The 22608-nt window shown below is 71.4% G+C and carries 21 protein-coding genes; 8 read left to right on the forward strand and 13 right to left on the reverse strand.

Annotation, left to right across the window (positions count from 1 at the left end; genetic code table 11):
- Positions 1-97: 97 nt before the first annotated feature.
- The 3 genes from ACZ43N_RS04375 (at position 98) to ACZ43N_RS04385 (ending at position 5640) form a co-directional block, all read left to right on the forward strand.
- Positions 98-847, forward strand: coding sequence for a DeoR/GlpR family DNA-binding transcription regulator (locus ACZ43N_RS04375; protein WP_468095503.1), 750 nt, complete (start codon positions 98-100; stop codon positions 845-847).
- A gap of 283 nt (positions 848-1130) precedes the next feature.
- Complete coding sequence (locus ACZ43N_RS04380) at positions 1131-2468, forward strand: 6-phospho-beta-glucosidase (RefSeq protein WP_468094856.1); 1338 nt, start codon at positions 1131-1133, stop codon at positions 2466-2468.
- Positions 2469-2592: 124 nt separating this feature from the next.
- Entirely contained in the window at positions 2593-5640 is a 3048-nt protein-coding gene (locus tag ACZ43N_RS04385; RefSeq protein WP_468094857.1) for an alpha-mannosidase, read from the forward strand.
- A gap of 269 nt (positions 5641-5909) precedes the next feature.
- Here ACZ43N_RS04385 and ACZ43N_RS04390 read toward each other — a convergent pair whose 3' ends face one another.
- Positions 5910-7232: an ATP-grasp domain-containing protein gene (locus ACZ43N_RS04390; RefSeq protein ID WP_468094859.1), complete on the reverse strand. Its 1323-nt coding sequence runs from the start codon at positions 7230-7232 to the stop codon at positions 5910-5912.
- Positions 7233-7508: 276 nt separating this feature from the next.
- Between ACZ43N_RS04390 and ACZ43N_RS04395 the strand changes: the two genes are divergently transcribed.
- Genes ACZ43N_RS04395 through ACZ43N_RS04405 form a run of 3 tightly spaced genes read left to right on the forward strand, consistent with a single transcriptional unit; the run spans position 7509 to position 10040 of the window.
- Positions 7509-8420 carry a metallophosphoesterase family protein gene (locus ACZ43N_RS04395; protein WP_468094861.1) on the forward strand — a complete coding sequence of 304 codons (912 nt, stop codon included), beginning with the start codon at positions 7509-7511 and terminating at the stop codon, positions 8418-8420.
- On the forward strand, positions 8365-9072 hold the full coding sequence (locus ACZ43N_RS04400) for a 4'-phosphopantetheinyl transferase family protein (RefSeq protein ID WP_468094862.1): 708 nt from the start codon (positions 8365-8367) through the stop codon (positions 9070-9072). Before ACZ43N_RS04395 ends, ACZ43N_RS04400 begins: the two co-directional genes overlap by 56 nt.
- Positions 9069-10040: a polyprenyl synthetase family protein gene (locus ACZ43N_RS04405; RefSeq protein WP_468094863.1), complete on the forward strand. Its 972-nt coding sequence runs from the start codon at positions 9069-9071 to the stop codon at positions 10038-10040. Before ACZ43N_RS04400 ends, ACZ43N_RS04405 begins: the two co-directional genes overlap by 4 nt.
- Before the next feature lie 392 nt (positions 10041-10432).
- Here the strand turns inward: ACZ43N_RS04405 and ACZ43N_RS04410 are convergent, their stop codons facing one another.
- The 5 genes from ACZ43N_RS04410 to ACZ43N_RS04430 form a co-directional block, all read right to left on the reverse strand.
- Positions 10433-10660 carry a hypothetical protein gene (locus tag ACZ43N_RS04410; RefSeq protein ID WP_468094865.1) on the reverse strand — a complete coding sequence of 76 codons (228 nt, stop codon included), beginning with the start codon at positions 10658-10660 and terminating at the stop codon, positions 10433-10435.
- Between the two features lie 113 nt (positions 10661-10773).
- Entirely contained in the window at positions 10774-12198 is a 1425-nt protein-coding gene (locus ACZ43N_RS04415; RefSeq protein WP_468094867.1) for an FAD-dependent monooxygenase, read from the reverse strand.
- Complete coding sequence (locus ACZ43N_RS04420; protein WP_468094869.1) at positions 12182-13390, reverse strand: MAB_1171c family putative transporter; 1209 nt, start codon at positions 13388-13390, stop codon at positions 12182-12184. Before ACZ43N_RS04420 ends, ACZ43N_RS04415 begins: the two co-directional genes overlap by 17 nt.
- Positions 13391-13406: 16 nt before the next feature.
- Positions 13407-13946 carry a toxin-antitoxin system, toxin component gene (locus ACZ43N_RS04425; RefSeq protein WP_468094870.1) on the reverse strand — a complete coding sequence of 180 codons (540 nt, stop codon included), beginning with the start codon at positions 13944-13946 and terminating at the stop codon, positions 13407-13409.
- A 32-nt stretch (positions 13947-13978) separates the two neighbouring features.
- On the reverse strand, positions 13979-14635 hold the full coding sequence (locus tag ACZ43N_RS04430) for a helix-turn-helix domain-containing protein (RefSeq protein WP_468094871.1): 657 nt from the start codon (positions 14633-14635) through the stop codon (positions 13979-13981).
- A gap of 274 nt (positions 14636-14909) precedes the next feature.
- Here ACZ43N_RS04430 and ACZ43N_RS04435 point away from each other — a divergent pair, with 274 nt between their 5' ends.
- Positions 14910-15593, forward strand: a complete 684-nt coding sequence (locus ACZ43N_RS04435) for an MmyB family transcriptional regulator (RefSeq protein WP_468094873.1) — start codon at positions 14910-14912, stop codon at positions 15591-15593.
- Between the two features lie 52 nt (positions 15594-15645).
- Here ACZ43N_RS04435 and ACZ43N_RS04440 read toward each other — a convergent pair whose 3' ends face one another.
- Genes ACZ43N_RS04440 through ACZ43N_RS04455 form a run of 4 tightly spaced genes read right to left on the reverse strand, consistent with a single transcriptional unit; the run spans position 15646 to position 19053 of the window.
- Complete coding sequence (locus tag ACZ43N_RS04440; RefSeq protein ID WP_468094874.1) at positions 15646-16467, reverse strand: ABC transporter ATP-binding protein; 822 nt, start codon at positions 16465-16467, stop codon at positions 15646-15648.
- A gap of 20 nt (positions 16468-16487) precedes the next feature.
- Positions 16488-17267, reverse strand: a complete 780-nt coding sequence (locus tag ACZ43N_RS04445) for an ABC transporter permease (RefSeq protein WP_468095505.1) — start codon at positions 17265-17267, stop codon at positions 16488-16490.
- A gap of 50 nt (positions 17268-17317) precedes the next feature.
- Complete coding sequence (locus ACZ43N_RS04450; protein ID WP_468094875.1) at positions 17318-18091, reverse strand: ABC transporter permease; 774 nt, start codon at positions 18089-18091, stop codon at positions 17318-17320.
- Positions 18088-19053, reverse strand: coding sequence for an ABC transporter substrate-binding protein (locus ACZ43N_RS04455; RefSeq protein ID WP_468094877.1), 966 nt, complete (start codon positions 19051-19053; stop codon positions 18088-18090). The genes ACZ43N_RS04450 and ACZ43N_RS04455 overlap by 4 nt, the downstream gene beginning before the upstream one ends.
- Before the next feature lie 237 nt (positions 19054-19290).
- Between ACZ43N_RS04455 and ACZ43N_RS04460 the strand changes: the two genes are divergently transcribed.
- The gene (locus tag ACZ43N_RS04460; protein ID WP_468094879.1) at positions 19291-20226 is read left to right on the forward strand and encodes an IclR family transcriptional regulator domain-containing protein; all 936 of its coding nucleotides are present in this window, start codon (positions 19291-19293) and stop codon (positions 20224-20226) included.
- Here the strand turns inward: ACZ43N_RS04460 and ACZ43N_RS04465 are convergent.
- From ACZ43N_RS04465 to ACZ43N_RS04475, 3 genes are read right to left on the reverse strand one after another with little or no spacing between them, the layout of a single operon-like run.
- Complete coding sequence (locus tag ACZ43N_RS04465; RefSeq protein WP_468094881.1) at positions 20177-21130, reverse strand: PDR/VanB family oxidoreductase; 954 nt, start codon at positions 21128-21130, stop codon at positions 20177-20179. The genes ACZ43N_RS04460 and ACZ43N_RS04465 overlap by 50 nt on opposite strands.
- Entirely contained in the window at positions 21127-21315 is a 189-nt protein-coding gene (locus ACZ43N_RS04470) for a hypothetical protein (protein WP_468094882.1), read from the reverse strand. The genes ACZ43N_RS04465 and ACZ43N_RS04470 overlap by 4 nt, the downstream gene beginning before the upstream one ends.
- Positions 21312-22382 (reverse strand): Rieske 2Fe-2S domain-containing protein, encoded by a 1071-nt coding sequence (locus tag ACZ43N_RS04475; RefSeq protein WP_468094884.1) that lies wholly within the window; start codon positions 22380-22382, stop codon positions 21312-21314. Before ACZ43N_RS04475 ends, ACZ43N_RS04470 begins: the two co-directional genes overlap by 4 nt.
- Positions 22383-22608: the final 226 nt, after the last annotated feature.

Raw genomic sequence — 22608 nt, forward strand, 5'->3', positions numbered from 1 at the left:
TCGATGCCGGGAATCGTGCGCCGATCCGAGAGATTGGTCAATACCCGAGCAGAAGTGAGCATGGAAATGATTGGAGATGACGAGTACTGTTCAGCACGTGCTGGCAGAGAGACGACACCAACTCATCCTGCGGGCCCTGCGAGCAGGCGGCCCCGCGGCGGTGACCGACCTGTCCGAACAGCTCGGTGTGAGCCCGGCCACCATCCGGCGAGACCTCGTCAGGCTGGAGGAGGAAGGGCTGCTCACCAGGGTGCACGGCGGGGCGGTCGTGGAGGAGGGCGACCAGCCCTTCGCCGAGGTCGCCGAAGTCCGGGTGGCCGAGAAGGACGCGATAGCGGCGCAGGCCGCCGCCATGGTCCGCGACGGCCAGTCCGTCCTGCTCGACATCGGGACCACCGCCTACCGCCTGGCCCGGCAGCTGCACGGCCGCAGGCTCACCGTGATCACCAGCAACCTGGTGGTCTACGAGGAACTCGCGGACGACGAGGGCATCGAACTGGTGCTGCTCGGTGGCATGGTCCGCCGTGAGTACCGCTCCCTCGTGGGCTTCCTCACCGAGGACAACCTCCGTCAGCTGCACGCGGACTGGCTGTTCCTCGGCACCAGCGGGGTGCGGCCCGGCGGCCAGGTGATGGACACCACCGTCGTCGAGGTCCCCGTCAAACGCGCCATGATCAAGGCGAGCGACAAGGTGGTGCTGCTCGCCGACTCCGCGAAGTTCCCCGGCACGGGGATGGCTCGGGTCTGCGGCCCCCGGGAACTCGACGTGGTGGTCACCAACGCGCCCGTGGACCAGACGACCCGCTCCGCCCTGGAGGAGGCCGGGGTCGAGGTCGTGACGACATGAACCGCGCACCGGGCACGAATCGGGCCGCCGCAGGCATGACCCGCCGTTTCGGCGGCATGCTCCCCCGGGGCGGCGGTGTGGTCCACGACGACGGCCCGGCCCGCGTCCGCCACCGCGGTCGCGTCCACGGCGGCGGACGGAGCCGGCTGACTGACACGTGTCGGGGCGACCGGCACCCCCTGCGCGCCACGGCGCGGGTCCTCTTCGCCGGCCGGCCCCGGTGCCGCACGGCGGGCCCCGCGCCTGCCCGCACACATGCACGATCGGCAAAGGTGGTAGTTGCGTGAAGCTGACGATTCTGGGCGGCGGAGGATTCCGGGTGCCCCTCGTGTACGGGGCTCTCCTCGGTGACCGCGCCGAGGGCCGGGTGACCCGTGTCGTCCTCCACGACCTGGACGCCGAGCGGCTCTCCGCCGTCACGCGCGTCCTCGCCGAGCAGGCCGCCGACATCGCCGACGCCCCCGAGGTGACCGCCACCACCGACCTCGACGAGGCCCTCACCGGCGCCGACTTCGTCTTCTCCGCGATCCGCGTCGGCGGCCTGGAGGGCCGGGCCCACGACGAACAGGTGGCCCTCGCCGAAGGCGTCCTCGGCCAGGAGACCGTCGGTGCCGGCGGCATCGCCTACGGGCTGCGCACGGTCCCCGTCGCCGTCGACATCGCCCGGCGCGTCGCCCGGCTCGCCCCCGACGCCTGGGTCATCAACTTCACCAACCCGGCCGGCCTGGTCACCGAGGCCATGTCCCGCCACCTCGGCGACCGGGTCATCGGCATCTGCGACTCACCCGTCGGCCTCGGCCGCCGCATCGCCCGGGTCCTCGGAGCCGACCCCCGCGAGGCCTGGATCGACTACGTCGGCCTCAACCACCTCGGCTGGGTCCGCGGTCTGCGGGTCGCCGGCCGCGACGAACTCCCGCGCCTCCTCGCCGACCGCGATCTGCTCGGCTCCTTCGAGGAGGGCAAGCTCTTCGGTGTCGACTGGCTCCAGTCGCTGGGCGCCGTCCCCAACGAGTACCTGCACTACTACTACTTCAACCGTGAGGCCGTACGCGCCTACCAGGACGCCGAGAAGACTCGCGGAGCCTTCCTCAAGGAGCAGCAGGCCCACTTCTACGAGGAGATGCGCCGCCCCGACGCCCACGCCCTCAAGACCTGGGACCGCACCCGCGCCGAGCGCGAGGCCACCTACATGGCGGAGAACCGCGAGACGGCCGGTGCCGGGGAACGCGACGCCGACGACCTCTCCGGCGGCTACGAGAAGGTCGCCCTGGCCCTGATGCGGGCCATCGCCCGCGACGAGCGCACCACTCTCATCCTCAACGTCCGCAACCGGGCCACCCTCTCCGTCCTCGACACCGAGGCCGTCATCGAGGTGCCCTGCCTGGTCGACGCCAACGGCGCCCACCCGGTCGCCGTCGACCCGCTGCCCGGCCACGCCACCGGCCTGGTCTGCGCGGTCAAGGCCGTCGAACGCGAAGTCCTCGCCGCCGCCGAGTCGGGCTCCCGCTCGACCGCGGTGAAGGCGTTCGCCCTGCATCCGCTGGTCGACTCGGTCAACGTCGCACGACGCCTGGTGGAGGGTTACACGGCGGTGCACCCTGGCCTGGACTACCTGAAGTAGGCTCCCTCGGGAAAGCGCTTTCCTCCCGTCCTGGCTCCCCGTCCTGGCTCCCCGTCCTCGACTCCTCGACCGCTCCTCCCTCTCCCCTGCTCCCGCTGCTCGGCCCTCTTCCTGGAGACCTCTCATGCATGACGAACGCCGCCGGATCGAGGAACGCGTAGAGCGCGTCCACACCCAGCGCATCAAGCCCGCGATCTACGCGGCCTCCGTTCCCTTCGCGGTCGAGGCCTGGCAGGCGCCGGGGGAGCCCGTCCCCTTCGAGGAGGCCGCCGCCGCCTCGTACAGCCCCTTCGCGATGGACACCCCCTGGGGCCCGCCGTGGGGCACGACCTGGTTCCGGATGCACGGCCGGGTACCCGCCGAGTGGGCCGGCCGCCGCGTCGAGGCCGTCATCGACCTGGGCTTCGTCGGCGACTGGCCCGGCAACCAGGCCGAGGCCCTCGTCCACCTCACCGACGGCACCCCGCTGAAGGCGGTCAACCCGCTCAACCAGTACGTCCCGGTCGGCAACCCGGTCCGCGGCGGCGAGGTGATCGACTACCTCGTCGAGGCGGCCTCCAACCCCGACATCCTCGCCGACAACTTCTCCAAGGTCACCCCGCTCGGTGACGTCCTCACCGCCGGCGACAAGCCGCTCTACACCTTCCGGCGCGCCGACCTCGCCATCCTCGACGAAGAGGTCTGGCACCTCGACCTGGACCTCCAGGTGCTGCGCGGACTCATGGTCCACCTCGGCGAGCACGAGCCCCGCCGCCACGAGATCCTGCACGCCCTGGACCGGGCCATGGACGCCGTCGACCTGGACGACGTCTCCGCCAGCGCCACGGCGGTCCGCGAGATCCTCGCCCCCGTCCTCGCCAAGCCCGCCCACGCCAGCGCCCACACCATCTCCGGCGTCGGCCACGCCCACATCGACTCGGCCTGGCTGTGGCCCATCCGTGAGACCAAGCGCAAGACGTCCCGCACCTTCTCCAACGTGACCTCGCTGGCCGACGAGTACGAGGACTTCATCTTCGCCTGCTCCCAGGCCCAGCAGTACGAGTGGGTGCGCGACAACTACCCGCAGGTGTGGGAGCGCATCAAGAAGGCCGTCGAGAAGGGCCAGTGGGCGCCCGTCGGCGGCATGTGGGTCGAGGCCGACGGCAACCTGCCGGGCGGCGAGGCCGTCGCCCGCCAGTTCGTCCACGGCAAGCGGTTCTTCATCGAGAACTTCGGCATCGAGACCAAGGGCGTCTGGCTGCCGGACTCCTTCGGCTACAACGCCGCCTACCCGCAGCTCGCCAAGCTGGCCGGCAACGAGTGGTTCCTCACCCAGAAGATCTCCTGGAACCAGACCAACAGGTTCCCCCACCACACCTTCTGGTGGGAGGGCATCGACGGCACCCGCATCTTCACCCACTTCCCGCCCATCGACACCTACAACGCCCGCTTCAGCGGCGAGGAGATGGACCGCGCCGTCCGCAACTACCAGGAGAAGGGCGCCGGCACCCGCTCCCTCGCCCCCTTCGGCTGGGGCGACGGCGGTGGCGGCCCCACCCGCGAGATCATGGAGCGCGCCCGGCGCCTCGCCGACCTCGAAGGCTCCCCCAAGGTCGTCGTCGAACACCCCGACGAGTTCTTCGCCAAGGCCCGCGCCGAGTACGAGGACGCCCCCGTCTGGAACGGCGAGCTGTACCTGGAGCTCCACCGGGCGACGTACACCTCCCAGGCCCGCACCAAGCAGGGCAACCGCCGCAGCGAGCACAAGCTCCGCGAGGCCGAACTGTGGGCCACGACGGCCGCGCTCCACGCGCCCGGCTACGCCTACCCGTACGAGAAGCTCGACCGCCTCTGGAAGACGGTCCTCCTCCACCAGTTCCACGACATCCTGCCGGGCTCCTCGATCGCCTGGGTGCACCGCGAGGCGGAGGCAGAGTACGCACGGGTCGCCAAGGAGCTGGAGGAGCTGACGGCGGAGGCGATCACGGCGCTCGGCGGCGGGACCGCCCGCGTGTTCAACACCAGCCCCCGGGACCGTGCCGAGGTCATCCGCACCTCCGCGGGCGCACCCGTGTACGTGACGGTCCCCGCGAACGGCAGCGCGCCCCTCGCCCCCGCCGAGCCCCCGCACCCCGTCACCGTCGACGGCCTCACCCTCGACAACGGGCTGGTCCGGGTGGAGATCGCCGAGGACGGCACCCTGGCCTCCGTGCGCGACCTGGTCGCCGACCGCGAGGTCCTCGGGGAGAAGGGCAACCTCCTCCGCCTGCACACCGACCTCCCCAACTACTGGGACGCCTGGGACGTCGACAAGCACTACAGGAACCGCTACACCGACCTGCTGGACGCCGACTCCGTCACCGTCGACGAGGCCGACCCCCTCATCGGCGCCATCCGCGTCGAGCGGTCGTTCGGCAAGGGCTCCCGCGTCACCCAGACGATCACCGTCCGGGCCGGCAGCCCCCGTATCGACTTCGAGACGGACATCGACTGGCACGAGGCCGAGAAGTTCCTGAAGGCCGGGTTCCCGATCGACATCCGGGCACCGCACTCCTCCGCCGAGATCCAGTTCGGCCACATCCAGCGCCCCACCCACACCAACACCAGCTGGGAAGCGGCCCGCTTCGAGGTCTCCGGCCACCGCTGGGTGCACGTGGCCGAGCCCGGCTACGGCGTCGCGGTGATCAACGACTCCACGTACGGCCACGACGTCTCCCGCACGGTCCGCGAGGACGGGGGTACGACCACCACGGTCCGCCTCAGCCTGGTCCGCGCCCCCCGTATCCCGGACCCCGAGGCCGACCAGGGCAAGCACCGCCTCACCTACGCGCTCCTGCCCGGCGCGACCATCGAGGACGCGGTCGCCGAGGGCTACGCCCTCAACCTGCCGCTGCGCGTCGCCGACGCGGCGGGCGCACCCGAGCCGGTCGTCTCCGTGGACGGCGCGGGCGTGACGATCGAGGCGGTCAAGCTCGCCGACGACGCGTCGGGCGACGTGGTGGTCAGGCTCTACGAGTGCGGCGGCGGCCGCGCCCGGGGCGTCCTGCGCGCCGGCTTCCCGCTCGCCGGGGCCCACATCACCGACCTGCTGGAGCGCCCCCTGTCCGAAGCGGCCACGGACGGCGACGGCGTCCCCGTGACACTGCGCCCGTTCGAGGTGAAGACCCTGCGCCTCGCGGTGGGGGAGCGCTGACGGCACGCCGGAGCCCGACGAGGACTCCGAGGACCGGGTCGAGGCCGAGCGGAGGAACGGCCGGAGCGCGGCCCGGCCGGTACTTCGGCACCGCTTGGCGCGACCCCGGCACCCGGATCGCCTCCTGCCCCGGACGCGCCGCGCGTCCGGGGCGGTGCCGGGAACGGGCAGGCACGGAGGCCGCGCCGCGTGTCGCCGGACCACCGGACCGAAGGGCGGCTGTCGGCCGGACAGCCGCTCTCCCCGGTCGTGCTTGCCCGGGGCGGGACTCAGACCGCCAGGGGCCGGTCGGCTGCCGAGGTGCAGGCGGTCGGCGACGGGGCGCACGTGGGAGCGTCCGGGGGCGCCACGGCGAGCGACCGGGCCTCCACCGGCTCCATCGCGCCCACGGGTACCTCGACGACCATCGGCGGACCCACGGCTCCCGGCACCTCGACGGCCCTGGGAACGCCCGTGACGGCCGGCGCGTCCGCCGGTACCGGCACATGAGAACCCGCGACCTGGCCCACAGCCGCAGCCGAGCCGGCCGCGTTCGCTGTCACCATGTCGTCGGCCTGCTGGGGCAGTGTCACCGGACGCACCGGCCGCGGCCCCGACACCACGGTGTAGTCCTGGCCCATCCGGGTCGGCAGCACGTCACCGGTCTCCTCGCCGAGCGCCAGCCGCACCGCCGCCCAGGGCGCGTTGATCCCGCACAGCGCCAGCTGGTGCAGCCCGCCGGCGGGACGTGTGTTCACATCCATCAGCACCGGCTGGTCGCCGTACATCCGGAACTGGACGTTGGTCAGATAGTGGAGTTCGAACGACTCGACGAGCCTCCTGGCGGGCTCGATCCAGGCGGGGTTCAGGGAGAAGCCCCGCCGCCGCCCGTTCTTCGTGCGGCCCACCGCCATCCGTACCCGGCCGTCGGTCCCGGTGAGGCAGTCGACGGACACCTCGGGCTGTTCGAGACGCGGCATCACCAGCCAGTCGACGGCCTCCCCGGCCTCACGCACGGCGGCGACCACCATGTCGAGCGGCACGTACGGGCCGGGGAATCCGCTGAGGTGATCGAGCGAGAAGGGGGCGCGGGTCACCACGCGGAAGCCCACCCCGCCCGCCCCGGCCGCCGGCTTGAAGCACGCCCTGTGCCCCTGGTCCTCCAACTCCTCGACAGCCGCGATGAGTTCATCGGCGTTCGTCACCCGGAACCACGGCGGCACCGGCACCCCGTACGCCTGCACCGCCTCATACGCGGTCACCTTGTCCTCGAAGACCTCGATCGCCTCGGCGGGCGGCGCCAGCAGCGCCGTACCGACGGCGGTGAACTCCTCGCGGTGCGCGGCGATGGCCGCCTGGTGCAGCCGCGGCACGAACACGTCGATACCGCGCTTGGCGCACTGGTCGAGCGCGTACTCGACGTACGCGGCGGGGGAGAGGCCCTCGGGCTCCAGATCGGCGGTGTCGGCGGCGGCCAGTACGGGGGAGTCGGCGTCACCGTGTGTGGCATGGATGTCCACCGGACGAGCGTGCGGATTATTCCGCAGCTGATCCATGAAGAAGACGTTCTCCGCGTACGTGCGGTTGAGCCAGACGCGTACGCGAGAGACCATGCAGGCCGCCTTTCTACGGTTCGCGGGCACGGCGGAGCAGGCCGTGCCCGGCCAGGGGGGATGGAGGTACGCCGAACCGCCGACGCGAACGACGGGCGTGACGGTGGTGTTGGGGCAGATCATAAGGCCACCGGGACCCATGTTTCTGTCACGCGCGTGTTAATCCTTGTGGGGTGGGCGTGCCGCAGCGCGTGAAGGCGTTCAGCCAGTCGCTCTTGTCCCTCGGCGCGCACATGTGTTCTCGTGTTGCTCATCGGTGTCGCGGAGGGAGTGAGGGTGGAGTCGACGGTGGTCCGGCCCGGGAACCTGCTGGCCATCAGCGATCTGCACATCGGCTATCCCGAAAATCGCGCACTGGTCGAACGGATGCGCCCCGAGACGGACGACGACTGGCTCCTCGTGGCCGGGGACGTCTCCGAGACGGTGGCCGACATCCGCTGGGCCCTTCAGACCCTCGCCGGACGCTTCGCCAAGGTGGTGTGGGCGCCGGGCAACCACGAACTGTGGACCCACCCCAGCGAGACCGTCCCCTACCGCGGCGTCGAGCGGTACGAGCATCTCGTCGCGCTCTGCCGGGAGTTGGGCGTCGTCACACCCGAGGACCCGTACCCCGTGTGGGAGGGCCCGGACGGCCCCGTCGTCGTCGCGCCGCTCTTCCTGCTGTACGACTACTCGTTCCTGCCCCAGGGCTGCACGACGAAGGCCGAGGGCCTGGAGTACGCGCACGGCACCGGCGTGGTCTGCACCGACGAGCACGTCCTGCACCCCGACCCGTATCCGAGCCGCGACGCCTGGTGCCGCGCCCGCGTCGCCGAGACCGAGCGCCGGCTCGCCGAGATCCCCGCCGACCTGCCCACGGTGCTGGTCAACCACTACCCCCTCGACCGGCACCCGACGAACGTCCTGCGCTACCCCGAGTTCGCCATGTGGTGCGGCACCGACCTGACGGCCGACTGGCACCGGCGCTTCCGCGTCGAGGTCATGGTCTACGGCCATCTGCACATCCCGCGGACCACGTGGCTGGACGGGGTCCGCTTCGAAGAGGTGTCCGTGGGATATCCCCGCGAGTGGCGTCCGCGCCCGGAACCCCCGGGAAGGCTGCGCCGGATTCTGCCGATGGAGGTCGGAGCCGTTGATCGAGGAGCTGCTCCCGGAGTCGGTCGTGGCCGTGGAGGCGTACGACGATGACACGACCGGGGGAGCCGACGGGATCGAGCTGTACCCGGAGGAGGAGGCGATCGTGGCCCGCGCGGTGCCGAAGCGGCGCCGTGAGTTCGCCGTCGTACGGGCCTGCGCCCGGCGGGCCATGGACAAGCTCGGCGTCCCGCCGCGGCCGATCCTGCCCGGTGAGCGCGGCGCCCCCGGCTGGCCGGAGGGCCTGACCGGCAGCATGACCCACTGCGACGGATACGCCGCCGCCGCACTGGTCCGCGCCACCGACCTCGCCTCCCTCGGCATCGACGCCGAACCCCACAGCGGCCTGCCCGAGGGCGTCCTGGAGGCCATCGCGCTTCCCCCGGAAGAAGCCCGACTGCGCCGACTGACCGCCGACCACCCCTCGGTCCACTGGGACCGGCTGCTGTTCAGCGCCAAGGAGTCCGTCTACAAGGCGTGGTTCCCGCTCACCGGCCGTTGGCTGGACTTCTCCGAGGCCGACATCGAGGTGTCCGTCGACCCCGGCGGCCACTCGGGCGGTCTGCGCGCCGAACTCCTCGTTCCCGGACCGGTGGTGGACGGCCGGCGCCTGACAGCCTTCGACGGGCGCTGGAGCGTCCGGCGGGGGCTGGTGGTGACGTCCGTGTCGGTTCCCTTCGTCCTGGAGATCGAGGCCCGCCGTTGACTTCCCTTGCGTACGCAGACCTGCACAGACAGCTCTCCGCGGAGATAGACGCGGAGATAGAGCACGCCCTGGAGGAGCTCGGCCCGGCCTCCTCGGCGGTACGAAGAGCGATATCCGGGCTGCTGTGCCACCAGCGGATGAAGTACCCCCTGTCGGTGCTCCCGCTGCTGGTGCACGGGGCCGAGATGGGCGCCCCCGAACCGGCCGTCCCCCTGTCGGCCGTACACGTGCTGTGGTGGACCTCCGCGTGCTATCTCGACGACCTGGCCGACGGACACGGCGCGAACCCCCCACGCGGACTCGGCGCCGACGAGGCGCTGCTGGCCGCCGTCCTCAGCGGCCAGGCCCTCCCCATCCGGGTCGTCCAGGCGCAGCCCGTCTCGGACGCCCTGCGCAACGCCCTCACCTGCGAGATCGTCAACTGCTGGATCGGCGCGGTGGAAGGGCAGTTGCGCGACCTCCGCGGTGACCTCACGGCAGCCTCCCCGGACGCCGTCGTCGAGGCGTACCGGGGGAAGTCCGGTGCACCCTTCGGAATGATCACGGCGATGGCCGCGATCCTCGCGGGCGCCGGCCACGACCGCACCGAACTGTGGCGCGAGTTCGGCGACGTCTTCGGCGTTCTCTGGCAGCTCTTCAACGACCAGGAGGACATCCTCTCCGGCCGCGACGAGGACCTGCGCAACGGCACCGTCACCTATCTGCTCGCCTGCGCCCTGGACGAGGCGTCCTCCGGCACACGCGACCGGCTCGTCGAACTGAGCTCCGCCGCACGGGAATCCGAGTCGGCGAGGCGGGACCTGCGGGCGCGTCTGCTCGCCCCAGCCGTCCTCCACCGCTACCGGAAGGACCTCGGCACCCACCGCGACGAGGCACACCGCGTCCTCGACCGACTCGGCGGGCACGAACGCCATGTCCCGGCCCTGCGGCAGCTGGTGGACCAGTCCGCCGGGATGTATCTGACCTAGGGGTTTTCGTTTGGATCAGTGGGCGGACCACAGGAAGATGCCGGCGATGTGGAGTCGGGCCAGGCAGATGGTCGCGGCCACTGTGTTCCCGTCCGGAACTTGAAGGCGATCGCATCGATCACCTCACGATGATCCCGTCAGCGGCCACCCCGCTTCGAACGTCCGGCCCGGGAGCAACGGCTCGATCCGCGCCCATTGTGCATCTGTTGGCGGCACACCCGGACCAACGACCAACTGATCGGCCTTGCAGCCGCACGCACCACGCCCCGCTCACCGGCAGCCATCAGGGTGCCGTCACCCGAAGCCGGCGTGATCCAAACGACAGACCCTGGCCCCGGCACACGAGGACGGTCCGCCGGGCGAACCCGGCGGACCGTCGTGCGAGGCAGCGGTCAGAGCTTCGGGCACCAGCTTCGCAGCAGCCGGAAGAACTCCTCCTCGTTGCCCGCCAGACCCGCCTGCGCCAGTGCCTGCTCCGCCTCGGCGAGCGCGGCGGTCGGCACCACGGATGGTCGTCGGCCCTCCGGCGGCCCGTCGAACGCGGCTCGTACGGTCCCCAGCAGCCGCAGATAGGCCTGGACGGCGGTCCGCTCGCGGTCGGTCAGTACGGCGGTCGGCATCGGACGGCTCTCCCCTCGTTGGATGAGTGACACGCCCCCAGCTTGCCGCCCGGCACTGACAATCCCGTTCTCCCGCACGCCGGTTCGCTCGGGCAGCGGACGGCAGAACCGCCCTACCGCCCCGCCCCCAGCACCGTCTCCCGTTCACGGTCCGTCAGCGGCGGCCCCGTCAGCGGGTCCCTGACCGGGCCGCGCAGCACCGCCAGGACGACCTCCGGCCTGATCAGGGCGGCGGCCGGCGCGGAGAGGGTGATCACACCGAGGAAGGCCCGGAAGACCAGGGGCCGCCCCACCGCCGTACGCATCAGCCGCTGCACATACAGCCCGAAGACCTTCTGCGCGGCGTTCGGCTGCTTGCCGATGGCCTCCGGGTAGCGGATGTCCGTGCCCGTGGCCAGCTCCCAGGCGAGCGCCACCGGGACGGCGACGGCCCGCTGGATCCGGCGCGCCAGCCCCGGCGCGGTGATCCCGTGCTCGGCGACCTTCTCGCGCAACCCGAGGGCGCTCTGCGCGGCGACCGACATCCCGTGCCCGTAGATCGGGTTGTACGTCGCCACCGCGTCGCCGATCGCCACGAAACCGTCCGGCCAGCGGGACACCTTCTCGAAGTAGCGCCGCCTGTTGATCGTGCTGCGGGTGACCACCACATCGGTCAGCGGCTCGGCGCGGGATATCAGCTCGCCCACGACGGGGTGCCGGACGTTGCGCGCGAACGCCTCGAACTCCTCCGCCTTCGCCGTCGGTTGACCCCCGCGGGTACCCGACAGGGTCACCAGCCAGCGTCCTCCCTCGATGGGCACCAGCGTCGCGCTCTGCGCCGGCACGGGATCCTCCGCGTTCGGCTGGACGTTCACCACCGGGTACTCCTCGGTGGCCTCGGGCGCCCGGAAGATCCGGCTGGCGTACACCAGCCCGGAGTCGACCTCCTCCATCGGCGCGGGCGGCACCCCCATCGCGTCGAGCCAGGCGGTGCCCCGCGACCCCCGCCCGGCGGCGTCCACCACCAGGTCGGCGGGCAGCGTCCGCTCCTCGCCGTCGCCCATCCGCACCCGCACGCCGGTCACCCGGGACGCGTCGCCCGACAGCCCAAGGATCTCGGTGCGTTCCAGGACGGTGACCCGGGGGCCGGCCAGCAGTCGCGCACGGACCACCGACTCCAGCAGATCCCGGCTGCACGCGATCATGAACTCCATCTCGGGCCAGCGCCGGACCCAGCCCTGCGCCGACAGCGAAACCAGCCCCGTCGGCAGCGGGATGCGCCGCGCCCCGGCGGCCAGCCACGCCTGCGTCACCCCGGGCAACAACTCCTCCATCGCACGGGCCCCGCCGGACCACAGCAGATGGGCGTGACGAGCCTGCGGAACACCCTTGCGGGCCTCGGGCCCCTCGGGCAGCGTGTCACGCTCGACTACGGTGACCTCGGCATGGTCGCGCAGCGCGGCGGCGGCCAGCAGGCCGGCCAGGCCCGCGCCGACGACTACGGCACGCCGCCCGGCGGTGACCGCGGTGTCGTGTGGACCGCTAACGGGTTCTCTCATGGAAGTCGCTCTCTGACCTGCTCGCGGCGGCCCAGGCGCGGGCGGCCGCTACGACGGGGGACTGACGCAGGGCGATGGACATCCGCACCAGGTCACGGGGATTCTCGGCGAGGAGCGTCGGCGTGGCGGCGACCGCCGAGCTGATCACCCGGCCCTCCGGGTCGTCCTGCCGGGCCCGCACCGCCGCCGTCAGCATCGCCGCGTCGGCCTCGGCCCGCGCCTGCACGGGCTCCGAGCCCGCCGCGACGGCCGCCTCGTAGGCCCTCACTCGCACCCCGGAGTCGAAGTACGGGTACAGGCTGAGCATGCCGTCGTGGATGTCGGACTCCCGCTGCGTCATCTGCAGTTGTGCGGGCGCCCACCAGGAGATTCGCACCTCGTGGCCGGCCTGGGCCCACACCGGCCGCAGTTCCCGCCACAGCGGGCCGAGCCTGCGGTACGTGGACCAGGTGGTCCAGGAGTCGCCGATGCGCTGTCCCGCGAGCGGCAGACAGAAGCCGACCGCGCTGACCTGCGCGCCGATCGACGCCAGCACGGGGGCGAGATACGTGCTCAGGCCGTCCAGGTCGCCGCCCTGCCAGCGGGCCGCGACGGCGACCAGCTTGACCGCCGCGAAGGGCACGTTGACGAGGTAGCCGAACGCGATGACCAGCAGCCCGGCGCGCAGCCAGCCGCCCACCCGGAGCGCCCAGCGCCAGCACATGACGTGCATGGCGAGGCCCGCGACAGTGAAGCCGATGAGATACAGCACGATCATCTCGCGCAGGAACGCCGTGTTCGCGTAGTACGTGTCGAAGTCCCGCACCCGCTCCACCGGCGCGTCCCCGAGCACGAACAGCACCACGATCGCCGCGCACACCCCGGCGTACCCGGCGATCCAGCGGCGCGAGAGCCTGCGGGTGACCTCGGGTGGACCACCGCGCCAGTTGGTGATCAGCACCAGACAGGAGCCGCTGAACGCGCTCAGCAGGACGTACACCAGGGCCGCCGACATGTTGGTGACGCCGGTGAGGCGGTTGACTTCGGTGATCGTCGGGGGCGCGGCGAAGAAGAACACCAGGGACGCCAGTGTCATCAGGGCGCACACGGACCTGATCAGTGGATCGCCCCAGTCCCGCAGCAGCGCGGGCATCTTCAGGGCGAGGGCCACCGCCATCGCGGCGGCCGGTATGTAGTAGCTGTGCCCGTCCATGGTGTCGGCGGCTGCCTCAGCCCTGCGGGCCGCGGTAGCCCAGCGAGGCCCCGATCCGGCCGGCCAGGTGATCACGCCGTACGGGCCCGCGCAGCGCGGAACCGGCCAGCCATGTACGGCACTTGCTGGCCAGCAGCAGCCCGAAGCTCTCGGCGTCCTGCTCGTCGGCCAGGTCGAAACGGGTCCGCGCGGCCACCTTCAGGACCGTCGCCTGGAGATCGGCGTCCTCGTTCAATAAGCGCGCGGCGACCGCGGCGCCCTCCACGCCCTGCACATGGTGGCCGCAGTGCCCCGCCTGCATGTGCCACAGCTCATGGCCGAGGATCACCAACTGGTGGTCGGGGGCGGTGCGTTCCTCGATGACGACGAGGTCCTGCTCGGCCATGTCCAGCCACAGGCCACTGGCCGTACCGGGCGGGAAGGCGGCCGTACGGTAGTGGACGGGGCGTCCGCGGCGTCTGCTCATGGCGTCGCACAGGGCGCTGTAGAGGTCGGCGGGGTCCGCCGGCGCCGGGAGCGTCAGCTCACCGACCAACTCGCCGCACAGACGGCGCATTTCCTTTCCGATGCCCACAGATCTTCCCCCGGTCAGGACTCGGGCCGCTTGACGCTCTCCAGCAGCATGTCCAGCCACTCCGCCACCTTGTCGCGGTGCTGGTCGGTGGGCAGCTGGGCCGCCCGCCAGGCGATGGAGCGCACGCCGTGGTTCTGCAGCAGCCGCTGCAGGGGATCGTCGGCGGCCTCGGCCGCCGCGCGCTCACGGTCGGCGAGCTGCTGGAGGAGCTCCTGCTCCGTGCGCATCAGGGCGCTCGCCAGCGCCTCGGGGTCCTCGGCGGTGAGAAAACCGGCGTGGACCCTGAAGAAGCGCTGGATGGCGTCGCAGTGTTCCATCGTGGGCCGCCGGTCACCGTTGATCAGGGCACCGGCCTGCTGGCGCGACATGCCCGCGCCGTCGGCGATCTCCTGCTGGGTGTACTTGCGGCCGTTGGGCTTGAGCCGGGTGCGTCGCAGCAGGTCCAGGCGCTGGAGAAAACGGGCCTGAATGTCCGGCTCCCCGGCACGCTGCCCGCTCAGCAGGGCCTTCACCACCGCCTCGGGGACACCGGACGCGACCGAGAGCCGACGTGTGTCGAAGACCTCCGGGTGCGCCACGCCCAGCTTGTCCGCCAACGCGGTGACACGGGCCACGACGGCCGGCAGCAGAACCGTCGCCGCGGCGTCCGGAACCTCGAAGCCATCCGTCACCGACAGATCTCCTACGTCTCTCTCAGGCCAATTTCGCGGTACTGCGGAATCCGTGGATCCAAGCCTGGCGCGAGACCCTGGTCCCGGCAAGTACACCGTGAACTGCGGGGAGACTAGCCGCTTCGTCGAACTCACATCCAGGTCTCGCCACAACTGTGGCGAGATTCAGCCGTCAACCGCCGTGGAATGCCACGATAGTTGACACGCCTCCGCCGGGGGCAGGAGGATCAAGGCGCCGCGTGAAGGCCGCATAGGCAAGAGGGGTGACCTCCCGATGGCATATCAGGCAGGAGGGCAGCGGTCGGTACCGCGGCCCGTCCCCGACAGTCTCGAAGCCCAGGAAGCGCAGGCCTATCTGCTGGACTACGCCGCGCTGCTGGAGTCCGTCACCTTCCCGTCCGTCGTCCTCGACCACGGCTGGGACGTCGTCCTCACCAACTCCGCGTTCCGGAAGCTCTTCAGCGGCGTGGGACCGCACCCGACGGCCATGCCCGGGGACAACTTCCTGCGCTTCGTGCTCTTCCACCCCGATGCGGCCACGGTCCTCGGCGAGCACGAGTCCAGCTGGTGCCTGCCGATGCTCGCCCACTTCGCCACCGCCGTGGAGCGGCACGCCCAGGACCGCGGACTGCAGTCCATTCGCCGCGACATCGCCCAGGACCCCATCATGGACGCCGCCTACCGCCACGGCCTGCCGCACTGGCTGCGCACGGTCGGCCCCGGCGCCGCCCGGCACGACGGCGCCGTCCGCCCGCTCGTCCACCCCGACCCCCGCTGGGGCGCCACCGACTGCCGGATCGTCGACGAGACCCCCGCCACCCTCCGCGACCTGGGCTACACCCGGATGACCCTCGTCCTGCGCGAGGCCGGCCGGCACTCCGAGTCCCCCCGCAGGCCCCGCCGCTCCCGGCGCGCCTCCGCCGGCCACCTCAGCGTGGTGCCCTCACCCGGGCGGTGAGCCGCACCCCCTCCGGTGCCGCCGGCGTTCAGGTCGCCGACGGCACCGGGGGTCAATCGTTCTCCAGAACGACGTCCCGCCGGGCCGCGTCCGGTGCGGCGCCCCGCTTCGCCGTCCGGATCTGCTCGTACACCAGCGTGCGCAGTTCGGCGAAGCGCTGGGTGGCGCGGGTGTGGAGCTGGTCGCGGTCGGCCGGCAGGTCGATCGGGATCTGCCGCTGGACGACGGTGGGGGAGGCGGACAGAACCAGGACCCGTTCGCCGAGGTAGACGGCCTCGTCGATGTCATGGGTGACGAACAGGATCGTGATGCCCCGCTCCCGCCACAGCCTCCGGACCAGGTCCTCCAGATCGGCCCGCGTCTGCGCGTCGACCGCCGCGAACGGCTCGTCCATGAGGAGGACGTCCGGCTCGTACGCGAGGGCGCGGGCGATGGCCACACGCTGTTGCATACCGCCGGACAGCTGCCAGGGGTACGCGCCCCACGCGTCGGCGAGACCGACGGCCGCGAGGGCGTCGTCGACCAGTTCCCGGCGCAGGGCCCTGCTCAGTTTCCGCTGTCTCAAGGGGAGTTCGACGTTCTCGCGGACCCGCATCCAGGGGAAGAGGCTGCGCCCGTACTCCTGGAAGACCACCGCCATGCCCCGCGGTGGGCCGCTCACCGGCCGCCCCTCCAGCAGCACCTCACCGGAGGTGGTGCCCAGCAACCCGGCCACGCACTTCAGCAGCGTGGTCTTGCCGCAGCCCGACGGCCCCACCAGACAGACCAGTTCACCCCGGTCGACGGTGAAGGTGAGGTCCCGCACCGCTTCCACGCGCCGCCCGGAACCCTCGTAGACCTTCCTGAGGCCCGACACCTCCAGCAGGGCCCCCACGCGCCGCTCCCCGCCGGCGTTCACGTCGACCGCCGGGCGGACGCCCGCAGACCGTGGTACCAGCCGAGGACCCGCCGCTCGACCAGCCGGAAGACGACGGACAGCAGGAACCCCAGCACACCGAGGACGAGGATGCCGGTCCACATGTCGGGGATCGCGAACCCCCGCTGGAACTGCACGATGGTGTAACCGAGACCGTTGCTGGCCGCGGTCATCTCACTGATGACCATCAGGATGATGCCGATCGACAGCGCCTGGCGCAGCCCCGCGAAGATCTGCGGGCTCGCCGAGGGAAGGACGACGGTCCGCAACCGGGCCGCGCCCGTGACACCGTACGACCGGGCCGTCTCGGCCAGCACCGGGTCCACCGCCCGCACCCCCTCGACCGTGTTGAGCAGGATCGGCCACACACAGCCGCCGGCGATGACCACGATCTTCATCGTGTCGCCGATGCCCGCGAACAGCATGATGACCGGCACGAGGACGGGCGGCGGCACCGCCCGCAGGAACTCCAGCACCGGCTCGCAGACCGCCCGCACCCACCGGTGGGAGCCGATGACCGTACCCAGCGCGATCCCGGCCACGGCCGCCGCGGCGTAACCGGCCGCCAGCCGCAGCAGACTCGGCAGGACGTCGTCGCGCAGCCGCTCCGGCGTCCACACGTCCGGGAAGGTGGTGAGGATCGTGCGCAGCGGCGGCCAGTACGGATCGACGCTGTCGTCCGACGAGAACCACCAGACGGCGACCAGGACGAGAGGCAGGGCGACGACGAACGCCGCCCGCAGCAGCACGGCCCTCACCCTGCCACCGCCCAGCCGGGCCCGCACGTCGGCACCAACTCGTACGGCGCTCACACCGCCACCTCCCCGCGCACCGACTGGTGCCAGGCCAGTGCCCGCCGTTCCACCGCTCGCGCGCCCATGTTGATCAGCAGCCCCAGCACCCCGGTGACCACCACCAGCGCGTACATCTCCGGCACCGCCTGCGACGTCTGGGCTACCGCGATGCGCTGCCCCAACCCCGGTGCCCCGATGACGAGTTCGGCGGTCACGGCCAGGATGAGGGCCACCGCGGCGGCCAGCCGGACACCCGTCATCACATACGGCAGCGCCGTGGGCCACAGCACGTGCCGCACCCGCGCCCAGGTGCCGAGGCCGTAGGAGCGGGCCGTCTCCTCCGCGACCGGGTCGACGTCCTGGACGCCGTACAGGGTCTGGATCAGGACCTGCCAGAAGGACGCGTAGACCACCAGGAGCAGCACCGACCGCAGTTCCGTGCCGTACAGCAGGACCGCCAGCGGGATCAGGGCGACCGACGGGATCGGGCGCAGGAACTCGATCGTCGAGGCCGTCGCCTCGCGCAGATGCGGCACCACGGCGATGACGACGCCCGCCAGGATGCCGGCGGTCACCGCTATCAGCAGGCCCACCGCCCAGCCGGTGAGCGTGTCGCCGAGCGCGGTCCAGAACGTGTGATCGGAGACCTCGGTGACCAGCGCGCCGGCGACCCGGCTGACCGGCGGGAAGTAGGCCTCCCCGACGATGCCGAGCCGTGGGACCGCCTCCCACAGGGCGAGGAATCCCGCGAACCCGGCCGTACCCAGGGCGGCGTCGGCACCTTTCACGGCAGCAGCTTGTCCAGGTCCGGGGACTTCTCGAACAGGCCGTCGCGCTGCCCCAGTTCGGCCAGCCGCTCGATGGAGGCGCGGTTCGGGTCGGCGGGCCAGCGGGGCAGGACGACCGTGCTCAGCAGACTGTCCGGGATCTTGGTGTACGTGGTGATGATCTCGCGGACCTCGTCCGGGTGCTCGTCGGCGTACGCGAGGGACTCGGCCGTCGCCTCCTGGAACTTCTTCACCACCTCGGGGTTCTTCCGGGCGTACTCCTGCGAGGTGAAGTACATGGCCACCGTCAGGTCCGGCGACACATCGACGAAGTTCGAGGCGAGCACCGTTCCGCCCTGCGACTTGATGGTGGCGAGGGCCGGCTCCACGACACAGGCCGCGGCCACCTGGCCGCCGGCGAGCGCCGCCGGCATCTGGTCGAAGGGCATCTCGACGTACTCCACCTTCGACGGGTCGCCGCCGTCCTTGCGGACCGACTCGTTGACCGAGGTGTCGCAGATGTTGCCGAAAGTGTTGACCGCGACCTTCCTGCCCGCCAGGTCCTTCGCGGACTTCAGCGGGCTGCCCTTCTTCACGGCGATCCCCGCGAAGTCGGCGCCCTGCTCTCCGGTGGACGCCACTCCGTTCGCCACGGCCGTGACCGGCATGTTCTTGGACCGGGCGACCAGCAGCGAGGTCATGTTGCTGAATCCGATGTCGACCTGTCCGGCGACCACGCTCGGCACGATCGCCGCGCCGCCCTGGGCGAGGGTGGGTTCCAGCTTGAGCCCGCGTGCGCTGTAGAAGCCCTTCTTCTGGCCCAGATACATCGGGGCCACATCGATGATGGGGATGACACCGATCTTGACCGTGGTGGTGCCGCCGGGCCCCGAGTCCCCGTCCCCGGACGAGTCGGACGAACCGCAGGCCGTCGCGGAGACACACAAGGTTCCGGCCGCGAGACCGATGAGCAGACGACGCATGACTCCCCCTGACGGGACCGCTCTTCGACGGACTGTGCGCACACCGCACAGAAGTGCTCAGCGGGAAGGTAGAACGTGGCTGTTCGTGGGTCAATGCCCTTGCCGCGCACGCCCGTTGACAGTTGCAGAAGTGTGCTCCTAGCGTGCGCAGAACGCACCGACGTGCGTGCCGAGCGCATTTTCCGTGCGTCGGAGCGGGGGTCCCGTGCGTGTTCGCACGTCCTCGTGGAGGCGACGATGCCAGATCCGGCCGAGCCCGGCGGAGTCCGCGCACCACATTTCGTCCGGTCCCTCGAACGAGGGCTCGCGGTCATCCGCGCCTTCGACGCCGAGCACCCCGCGCTGACCCTGAGCGAGGTCGCCCGCACCTGCGAGCTGACGCGGGCGGCGGCACGCCGCTTCCTGCTCACCCTCGCCGACCTCGGATACGTCCACACCGACGGACGGCTGTTCCGGCTGACCCCGCGCGTCCTCGAACTCGGCTACGCCTACCTGTCGGGCCTCACTCTGGCCGACCTCGCCGAACCGCATCTGAAGCGGCTGGCCGCGCAGATCGGGGAGCCGTCCTCGCTGTGCGTCCTCGACGGCGACCACATCGTGTACGTGGCCCGGGTCCCCACGAGCCGCATCATGACCGCGTCGATCACCGTGGGCACCCGATTCCCGGCCCATGTCACCTCGGCCGGCCGGGTGATGCTCGCGCATCTGCAGCAGGAGGAGGCGGACGCCCGGCTCGCCCGTGCCGACCTCAGGCCCCTCACCCGGCGCACCCTCGTCTCCGTCGACCGGCTGCGGGCCGAGCTGCGCCGGGTACGGCGCCAGGGATACGCCATCGTCGACCAGGAACTGGAGGAGGGGCTCAGGTCGGTCGCCGCCCCGGTCCGGGACCGGGACGGCGAGGTGGTGGCGGCGGTGAACATCCCCGCCCACGCGAGCCGCAACTCCGTCGAGTCGGTACGCCGTGACCTGCTTCCGCAGCTGCTGGCCACGGTCGCCCGGATCGAGGCCGACCTGGGCGTGGCCGGTACGACCGCGGGCCGCGCCGGAGCCACGGCCCCGGGCGGCCGTCCGGCCCCGGCCGGTCGCGCGGCCGGTCGCGGTGGCGCGGCCCGCGGAGGCGGTACTACAGGTCGAGCACGAGCCGCGGTCCCCGGCACCGGGACACACAGATGAGCATGGTCTCCCCGGCCTCGCGCTCCTCGTCGCTCAGCACCGAGTCACGGTGGTCGGGGGTGCCGTCCAGGACATCCGTCTCGCACGTCCCGCAGGTGCCCTCCGTGCACGAGTAGAGCACCTCGACCCCGGCGGCCCGCACGGTGTCGAGCACGGAGACCCCGACCGGCACGGTCACCGTCTTCCCCGACCGCTCCAGCACGACCTCGAACTCGCTGTCCGGGCCGGTCTCCTGCTCCTTCGGCTGGAACCGCTCCACCCGCAGCGCCCGCCCCGGACAGCGCTCCTCGACCGCGTCGAGCAGCGGGCCGGGACCGCAGCAGTAGACGAGGGTGTCCTCGGGCAGTTCGTCGAGCACCGAGCCCAGGTCGAGAAGTCCCGTCTCGTCCTGCGGAGCGACGGTCACCTTGTCCCCGTACGCGGCCAACTCGGCCTGGAACGCCATCGATACACGACTGCGCCCGCCGTACAGCAGCGACCACTCGGCGCCCGCCGCCTCGGCCGCGGCCAGCATCGGCAGGATCGGCGTGATGCCGATGCCGCCGGCCACGAACCGGTAGCGGGGAGCGGCCTCCAGGGCGAAGTTGTTGCGCGGCCCGCGCACCCGCACCTTGTCGCCCTGGCTCAACTCCGTGTGCACGAAGGCCGATCCGCCACGCCCGTCGGGCTCTCGGAGGACCCCGATCCGCCAGGTGGACCGGTCCGCCGGATCACCGCACAGTGAGTACTGGCGCTCCAGCTCAGGTCCGAGCAGCACATCGATGTGCGCTCCCGGCTCCCAGGCGGGGAGTTCCTCGCCCAGGGGGTGGCGCAGGGTGAGGGCGAGGACGCCATCGGCGGCGAACTCGCGTGCTTCCACGATGAGTTCGGCCTCGTAGGGCGACGAGGACGATGACGAGGTCATGAGCTGTTTCCTTGCGGCTCGTGTCCTTGGGGGTGGGCGAGCATCCACTCCCACATCTCGATCGGGTCCTGTGAGGTGTGCTCGCGTCCGCAGTGACAGGTGCCGTGCAGGAGGTCGGTGCCCGGCAGCCAGTCGATGCGGTAGATCTCACCCGTCCGGAAAGCGGCGGTGGGGGATGTGCTCACTGGACCTTCTCCACGGGCTTCGCGCCCTCCTCGACCAGCCGGGCGAGGATACGGCGGGCGGCCAGACCGCCGGTGTCGATGTTGATGCTCAGCTCCTGGTAGCCGGTGCGCTCGGTGCCGAGCGTCTTCTGCAGCAGGTTGAGCGCGTCGACGTCCTGCATCACGACGGTGTGGTTGTTGTTCCGCAGGAACTCGGTGACCTCCTCGTCCTCGGTCGCCCAGTCCCGCGAGACCATCCAGAAGTCGTACACCTTGCCGTCCGTCGACGGGGTGATCGCGTACGTGACCTCGGTGTGGAAGCCGCCCGGGTCGCTGCCGTCCGCCTCGGGGACCACACCGACCGGGGCGACCCGGCTGTGCAGCAGGTACAGGCAGGGGGCGAAGTACTCGATGTCCTGCCAGCGGGTGATGCGGCCGGTGATCCCGGTGGACTTGGCGTAGAAGGGCGGGCACTCGGCGTCGTCCATGTGCCGGCTCACCCGGACGATGCCGGCGCCCTCGTCGACCTCGGTGGTGATCGGCGTCTCCGCCACCTCCGGGGTGCCGATGTAGCCGCCGTGCAGATACGTCTCGTGGGACAGGTCGAGCAGGTTGTCGACGAGGAGCCCGTAGTCCGCGTCGATCGGCTCCATGCCGCGCACGGTCACCCAGCCGGGGGAGTCCAGGTGCTTGGCCCGGGGGATCGTCTGCGGGTCGGCGAGCGCCGGGTCACCTATCCACACCCAGATCAGCGAGTCCTGCTCGACCACCGGGTACGAGGCGATCCGCGCGGTCCGTGGCACGCGCTTCTGCCCCGGCACGTACACACAGGTGCCCGTGGTGTCATACGTGAAGCCGTGGTAACCGCACACGATCCGGTCGCCGTCGAGCCGGGTGGGGGCCTCGGACAGCGGGTACCGCCGGTGCACGCACCGGTCGTGCAGCGCGACGGGCGTGCCCTCCTCCTCCGTCCGGTAGAAGACGAGCGACTCACCGAGGATCGTCCGGCCGAGCAACTCCCGCCCGACTTCATGGGCATAGGCGGCCACGTACCACTGGTTCCTGGCGAAGGCGGTCATGTGAGGCATGGGGGTTCCCGTCCCTGTCGGCGGGGCGTCGTCGCCCCGCGTGCCGTGGTTGGAATCAGGGTCCTGACGGGTGTGGTTGCCGCGCAAGGCGGCTTCTGTCAGGCGGAAGTGTCTCTGCGAAAGAGCTGGTCAGGGCTTTGCCGTGCGTCTGGCTTATCGCCGGTAGGGGCTGCGGAGTGACGCCCCTGAGTGGATCACTTTCGAGGTGGCCGCTGATGGGTTTGGC

The sequence above is a fragment of the Streptomyces sp. NPDC030814 genome, assembly GCF_055572155.1.

What these genes read in the sequence shown, in the direction of transcription:
- ACZ43N_RS04465 (WP_468094881.1), bottom strand. Translation starts at nt 21,130, where the DNA reads ATGACCTCGTCATCGTCCTCGTCGCCCTACGAGGCCGAACTCATCGTG.
- ACZ43N_RS04455 (WP_468094877.1), bottom strand. Translation starts at nt 19,053, where the DNA reads ATGCGTCGTCTGCTCATCGGTCTCGCGGCCGGAACCTTGTGTGTCTCC.
- ACZ43N_RS04425 (WP_468094870.1), bottom strand. Translation starts at nt 13,946, where the DNA reads ATGCGCCGTCTGTGCGGCGAGTTGGTCGGTGAGCTGACGCTCCCGGCG.
- ACZ43N_RS04475 (WP_468094884.1), bottom strand. Translation starts at nt 22,382, where the DNA reads ATGCCTCACATGACCGCCTTCGCCAGGAACCAGTGGTACGTGGCCGCC.
- ACZ43N_RS04410 (WP_468094865.1), bottom strand. Translation starts at nt 10,660, where the DNA reads ATGCCGACCGCCGTACTGACCGACCGCGAGCGGACCGCCGTCCAGGCC.
- ACZ43N_RS04435 (WP_468094873.1), top strand. Translation starts at nt 14,910, where the DNA reads ATGGCATATCAGGCAGGAGGGCAGCGGTCGGTACCGCGGCCCGTCCCC.
- ACZ43N_RS04420 (WP_468094869.1), bottom strand. Translation starts at nt 13,390, where the DNA reads ATGGACGGGCACAGCTACTACATACCGGCCGCCGCGATGGCGGTGGCC.
- ACZ43N_RS04390 (WP_468094859.1), bottom strand. Translation starts at nt 7,232, where the DNA reads ATGGTCTCTCGCGTACGCGTCTGGCTCAACCGCACGTACGCGGAGAAC.
- ACZ43N_RS04415 (WP_468094867.1), bottom strand. Translation starts at nt 12,198, where the DNA reads ATGAGAGAACCCGTTAGCGGTCCACACGACACCGCGGTCACCGCCGGG.
- ACZ43N_RS04385 (WP_468094857.1), top strand. Translation starts at nt 2,593, where the DNA reads ATGCATGACGAACGCCGCCGGATCGAGGAACGCGTAGAGCGCGTCCAC.
- ACZ43N_RS04460 (WP_468094879.1), top strand. Translation starts at nt 19,291, where the DNA reads ATGCCAGATCCGGCCGAGCCCGGCGGAGTCCGCGCACCACATTTCGTC.